This window comes from Deltaproteobacteria bacterium, assembly GCA_003696105.1.
Lineage (GTDB): Bacteria > Myxococcota_A > Polyangia > Haliangiales > J016 > J016.
The window spans coordinates 22333-28470 of sequence record RFGE01000099.1; the positions used below are offsets into that span (position 1 = coordinate 22333).

Annotated in this window: 4 protein-coding genes; 1 reads left to right on the forward strand and 3 read right to left on the reverse strand. The window is 73.2% G+C overall.

Annotation, left to right across the window (positions count from 1 at the left end; all coding sequences use genetic code 11):
• Positions 1–105 precede the first annotated feature (105 nt).
• Complete coding sequence (locus D6689_06705; GenBank protein RMH42929.1) at positions 106–1947, forward strand: PEGA domain-containing protein; 1842 nt, start codon at positions 106–108, stop codon at positions 1945–1947.
• A gap of 285 nt (positions 1948–2232) precedes the next feature.
• Here the strand turns inward: D6689_06705 and D6689_06710 are convergent, their stop codons facing one another.
• The 3 genes from D6689_06710 to D6689_06720 form a co-directional block, all read right to left on the reverse strand.
• Positions 2233–4413: a DEAD/DEAH box helicase gene (locus tag D6689_06710; protein RMH42930.1), complete on the reverse strand. Its 2181-nt coding sequence runs from the start codon at positions 4411–4413 to the stop codon at positions 2233–2235.
• Complete coding sequence (locus D6689_06715) at positions 4379–4999, reverse strand: hypothetical protein (protein ID RMH42931.1); 621 nt, start codon at positions 4997–4999, stop codon at positions 4379–4381. The genes D6689_06710 and D6689_06715 overlap by 35 nt, the downstream gene beginning before the upstream one ends.
• A gap of 69 nt (positions 5000–5068) precedes the next feature.
• Positions 5069–6138: hypothetical protein (locus D6689_06720; protein RMH42932.1), on the reverse strand; the 1070-nt coding region annotated here is incomplete at its 5' end.

Consider the following 6138-nt stretch of genomic DNA (forward strand, 5'->3'; position numbering starts at 1 on the left):
CGCGACCGCGGCCGGCGGCCGGGCGCACCAGCCGCCTGGCCATCGCCGGCGCCCGGCGCACGCCAGACCCCCGCGGCTGCTCGTGCGTGTCATAATCGAGACGCGATGTCGGCCGAGGATCACGGGGCAAAGCGCGGCGGCACGCGGGCTTTCGGCACCCCGGAGCCCGGCGCCGTCCAACCGGCGGGCGGTGCGGCGCCCGCGGCGCCGGTCGCGCCGCCGAGCGCGCCCACGCAGATCGCGTTCGGCGCGGACGACGACCCGTTGGTCGGCCAGACCCTCGCCGGGCGCTACAAGATCGAACGGCGCCTGGGCGAGGGCGGCATGGGCGCGGTCTATCTCGGCCTGCATGTGGCGCTCGAAAAGCGCGTCGCGCTCAAGGTGCTCCACGGCGAGTTCGTGCGCAAGCCGGACCTGGTCGAGCGCTTTTTGCAGGAGGCCAAGGCCGCCTCCAAGATCCGCCACGACAACGTCATCGACATCACCGACTTCGGACAGACCGAGGACGGCCTCGTGTTTTTCGCGATGGAGCTGCTCGACGGGCGCGACCTGTCCGACGAACTCGGGCGACTGCGCGCCGCCGGCGAGGTGATGCCGTGGGAGCGGATCCGGCACATCTTCCTGCAGATCGGCTCGGCGCTGTCGGCGGCGCACGCCAAGGGCATCATCCACCGCGACCTCAAGCCCGAGAACATCTACCTGATCGAGCGGCTCGGCCAGCGCGACTTCGTCAAGCTGCTCGACTTCGGCATCGCGAAGCTCACCGAGGTCAACGAGGAGGGCCGCAAGCTCACCAAGACCGGCATGTTGTTCGGCACGCCGGAGTACATGTCGCCGGAACAGGCGCGCGGCGAGAAGGTCGACCATCGCGTCGACATCTACGCGATGGGGTGCATCCTGTACCAGATGCTCGCCGGCCACGTGCCGTTCGAGGCGGACAACTTCATGGGCATCTTGACGTTGCACCTCACCCAGGAGCCGCCGCCGCTCGGCCCGGTGCTGGCCCGGTCCGGCGCACCGCCGCAAGTCGAAGCGATCGTGCGGCGCGCGCTCGCGAAGGACAAGGAGCAGCGCTACGGCTCGATCGACGAGATGATGGCCGACATCCTCGCGCTCGACGACGGGCTGAGCGATTCGTTCGACCGCGCCGGCGCGGCGGCGGGGCGACTGCAGCCGGCGACCGACGCGGCGGGGCCTGCCGCGTGGACCGGTACGGCCAACGCGACCGCCGTGGCGTCCTCCGCCGGCGGCCGGCGAACCGGGCTGTGGATCGGGCTGGGCGCGCTGGCCGTCGCCGCGGTCGCGGGTGGCGCGCTGGCCCTGCGCGGCGGATCGGACGACACGGCAGCGGCCACCGCGCAAACGGCCGCGGCCGCCGCGGAGCGCGCCGGTCAGACCCCCGCGGCCGGCGAGCCGCCACGCGGCGCGCAGGGCGCCAGGTCCGGCGAGCCGCCACGCGGCGCGCAGGGCGCCGAGTCCGGCGAGACGAACGCAGGCCGGGCGGACAGCGACCGACCGGGGCCGACCGAGCCGGGCGGGGGTGGCGCCGCCGAGCCGGCGGACCTGGTGTCCGTGGTCATCAAGACGGAACCGCGGGGCGCGCGGGTACGCAACACGGCCACGGGCGAGATCGTCGGCGAGACGCCGGTCACGGTCCGGTTGCCGCGGGGGGACGACCCGGTGCTGTTCGAGATCGCCGCGGACGGTTACAAGCCCTACGACCTCATCGTCACGCCGACGGACAGCCGCGACCACGACATCCGACTCGAACGCGCCCGCCGCAGCGGCCGCCGCGGCGGCCGCCACGCGACACCGGCGCGCGCGGAAACCGGCAAGGGGAAGGCCGACACCAAGCCAGCCGCGGAGTCGCCGGGCGACCGCGGCGGCAAGTCGAACTCGGAGTTGAAGGTTCCGGATGAACTGAAGAAGTTCAACGGCGGAAACTGACAGCGAATTTGGCGGTTCGGCCTCCGCCGGCTTCATCGGCGTGGCGGCCGCGCTCGCGGACGCACAGTCCGCCGGCACACGTGCACGTCCCGGCCGGGGCCGCCCGCGGTGACCGGGTCGCGCGGCCCCCGCACGAGGTCGCGCGACGGCGGGCACCGCCGCCGGAAAGAGACGCGCGCCCGCCGCACGGGCCGGCGGACGAGATGCGCGCGGCCCGGCGCGGGCCGAGGACGGCCGCGCGAGGGCGCGGCGGACCGCAGCGCCCGGCGCCGCCGCCCGCGGGGCTCAGCGCTTGGCGCGCTCGACGACCAGGGCCCGGTCGCCCACCTGCTTGCCGGCCGCCGCGGCGATCACGGCGTCGGCGATGTCCTCCGGCACGCGCACGTAGCAGTGCGTGTTGCGCACCTGCACCTTGCCGAGCCGCTCGGCGATCTCAGGCGCGAGGCCGTCGGCCAACAGCGCGCGCACCCCGTCGGCGCGCAGGTCTTCGCGGCGGCCGACGTTGACATACAGGCGCACGGTGCCCTCGGTCGATTCCTCACCGCGTGCATCGGCGCCCGGCGCGCCGTCGCCGCTGGCGTCCGCGATCGGGACGGGGGGCCGGCGGTCCGCGACCGTCTTTTCGTCCGCCCACGCCTCCCAGAAGTCGCGCGCACCGGCGGCGGCGCTGCGGCCGGCCGCGGAACCGGCGGCGGGGTCCGCAGCGGTGTCCCGCCGCGTCCGGCGGCGCCGCTTGCGCTTGCGCTCTCCGCCGTCGGCCCGCGGCGCCGCATCGGCGTCCGCCGCCGCGGCGGTCCCGGCATCGCCGTCCGAGGGCACCCGCGGCGCCGCGGCCGCGTCGCCGTCGCGCGCGGGCGCGGCCGCCGTCGTCTCGCCTCGCTCGTCGCGTTCGCGCCGGCGGCGGCGCTTGCGCTCGCGGGCGCGCCGGTCGCCCGGGCGATCGTCTCGGCCCGTGGCCCGGTGCGCGTCGGTTCGCCGGGCCTCGCGGGTCGGGCGGTCGCCGCTCGCCGGACGCGCGTCGTCGTCGCGCTCGAGCAGGTCCTGCAGCAGCGCCGCGACGACGCGCTCCCCCTCGGGCGACTGCCACAGCCGGCGCGCCAGCGACCGATACTCCGCCGACGGTTCCCGCGTCACCCGGGCGACCACCTCGCGGTAGCGCTGCCCCTCGCGCAACGTGGCGAGTTCGGCGTCCGACGGCAGATCGCGCTCGATCGGCCGGATCTTGTACAGCAGCTTCAGGTAGTAGAACGCGCCGATCTCCCGCGGCCCCACCAGAGAGATCGCCTTGCCCTCGTTGCCGGCTCGCCCGGTGCGCCCGGTGCGGTGGACGTACACCTCGGGCGACTCCGGGAACGTGTAGTTGATGACGTGCGACAGATCCTGGATGTCGATCCCGCGCGCGGCGACGTCGGTCGCCACCAGAAACCGCAGGTTCTTGTCGCGCATCCGCTGCATCACGCGCTCGCGGTCGCGCTGCGACAGGTCGCTCGAGATCGCCTCGGCGTCGTAGCCGTGCTTGCGCAAAAACGCGGCCACGGTCGTCGTGTCCTCGCGCGTGTTGCAGAAGATGATCGCCGAGTGCGGCTGCTCGACCTCGAGCACCTTCAGCAGGTCGCGCGTGCGCGCCATCCCGCTGACGACGTAGTAGCTGTGCTCGATCTGGTCGACGCTGATGTCGTCGTCGCTCGACAGTTGGATCATCTCCGGCTCGCGCATGTGGCGGCGGGCGATCCGCTCGATGTCCTCGGGAATGGTCGCGGAAAACAGCAGCGTCTGCCGCCGATCGACGCCGGGCAGGTGCGAGATGATCTTTTCGATCTCCTCCTGAAAGCCCATCGACAGCATCTCGTCGCATTCGTCGAGCACGAGCAGCCGGATCGATTCGGTCTTGAGCGTCTTGCGACCAATGTGGTCGAGCACGCGACCTGGCGTGCCGGCGACCACCTGCGCCCCGGCGCGCAGCGCGTCGATCTGCTTGCCGATCGGCGCGCCGCCGTACACGGGGACCACCGTCAGCCCGCGGTAGCGGCCGATGTGGCTCAGCTCCATCGACACCTGGAGCGCCAGTTCGCGCGTCGGCGCGAGAATCAGCGCCTGGACGGCCGGCAGCGATGGATCGAGCATCTGCGCGATCGGGATGCCGAACGCGGCGGTCTTTCCGGTGCCGGTGCGCGCCTGCGCCATCACGTCCCGGCCGGCGACGATCGAGTCGTACACCGCGACCTGGACTTCCATCGGCTCGTCGTAGCCCATCTCGTCGAGCGCCCGCTGCACCTCCGGCAGCAGGTTCATCGCGGCGAACGAACGGGCGGGGCGAGCCGGTGCGTCGGCGGCGGGGTCGCCGGGGTCGCCGCGCCCGGCAGGGGCTCCGGCGGTATCGGTGTCGAGGGGGTTTTCGGTCGTCTGGGATGCGGTCGCGGGGGTGGGCGCGCTATCGCTCGCGGCCCGGGTGATGTCCTCTGCCATGTGAATCCTGTGCGCGCTCGGTGAGCGCTGCGAGTGAACGGTCGAGCGCGCGGCGCATGCGGCGGAGTTGGCCGGCCAGGTCGTCTTCGAATCGAACCAACAAGCTCTGGTATTTGAGCCTCACGGCGGGCAACTCTGCGTAGACGCTCGCCATCCGGTCATAGGCGGTGCCCAGATCTTGGTTCGCCAACTCCGAGAACCGGCAGCGCGCGCCGACCTCGTCATAGTCCATGCGCCAGCGGCGCGATAGGGTTTCCCACCGCCGGTCGATCGACTCGGTCGAGGGGCTCGACCCGCCCGGGTCTCCGGACGCACCGGCGGTGGCCATCAAGGTTGCGGTGTGGCGACCGAGGTCGTCCAGCAGGCGGGCGACGTCTCGGTTGCAGGCAATCAACTCCTCCGGATTCGGGTTGTCGGCCGACAGCCGCGGCCCGGTGAGTCGCGGCTCCGTCCGCTCGAAGAACAGACCGTAGATCACCGATGCGGCCAACAGCGCCCCGCCGGCGGCGGCGACGACGGCGTACGCGGTCGCCAGGACCTGGCGATAGCGCCGGAATTCGGCGGCGTGGTCACGATCGGGAGTCACGGAACGTAGGTCGCCGGACACCTTAGGCTTCCCCCGAGCGGGCGTCAAGTCGCCGCCGCGCCCGCCCGATCACGGCGGGGCGTCGCTACAGCAGCGGAATCCCACGGTCTCCAGCACGGCGTCGACCGGCAGGCGCGACAGGTCGAACGCGCAGGTGGCCCCGGCTGCCGGCGTGTCGTACGCGCCCCCGCGCAGGACGGCGATGTCGGTGTCGTCCGGCGGCCCGGTGGTGCCGCGGATGTCGTCGGTCCACTCTTTGAGGTTGCCCGACAGGTCGTACACGCCGTCGGCCGATACGCAGGCCGCCAGCGCCGGGTCGCCGGTCGGGAGGGCGACGTCGTCGTCGGCGCCGCCCGGGATCCCGTCAAACGGCTCCGCGTTGCACGCTGCCGCGTCGAACGTGTCGCCGTAGGGATAGCGCGAGCCGGCGGCGCCCGCGCACGCCGCCTGCCACTCGGCCGCCGTGCACAGTCGCTTGCCGGCGGCTGCGCACGCGGCTTGTGCGGCCGCCCACGTGACGGACGACCACGGCCGCACGCCCGCGCGAGAACACGCGCGCGCCGACGCCGTGCCTTCGCCGGACGCGCTCGCGTCCGGGCGCGACGCCTCGTAGCGGTAGATGTAAAAGTCGAGCCCGCCCGATGCGATGTGGACCATGTCGTCCACCACGCGGCCGGGCCCGCTGGCGTTGTCCACCACGCCGTCGCAGTCGTCGTCGAGGCCGTTGCACGTTTCGGGGCCGGGTGAACTCGGATCCGGCAGCGCCGACAGGTCGCACACGGTTCGGCTCGGGTCGGCCGGATCGCAGACCCGCACGCCGACGTCCCGGCACACGCCGAGCGCGCCGTTGTCGCACTCCTGGCCGAGGTCGGCGAACGGATCGTCGGCGACGCCGTCGCAGTCGCCGTCTTCGCCGTCGCACAGCGCCTCGTCGAGCGCGATCCCGTTGGGCACCGACGGATCGAATTCGACGGCGGCCGAGTAGTCGCAATACCAGGTGGTCACCGGCGGGTTGCCGCGCGTGGCGCAGACCATGGTCGTGCCCTCGCACGGCGTTCCCGGCGTCGTGCGGCACCGGCCCGCGGGCGGCGGCGGCAGCTCGTCGGCCTCGTCGACCTCGCCGTCGCAGTCGTCGTCGA

What these genes read in the sequence shown, in the direction of transcription:
- D6689_06710 (RMH42930.1), bottom strand. Translation starts at nt 4,413, where the DNA reads ATGGCAGAGGACATCACCCGGGCCGCGAGCGATAGCGCGCCCACCCCC.
- D6689_06705 (RMH42929.1), top strand. Translation starts at nt 106, where the DNA reads ATGTCGGCCGAGGATCACGGGGCAAAGCGCGGCGGCACGCGGGCTTTC.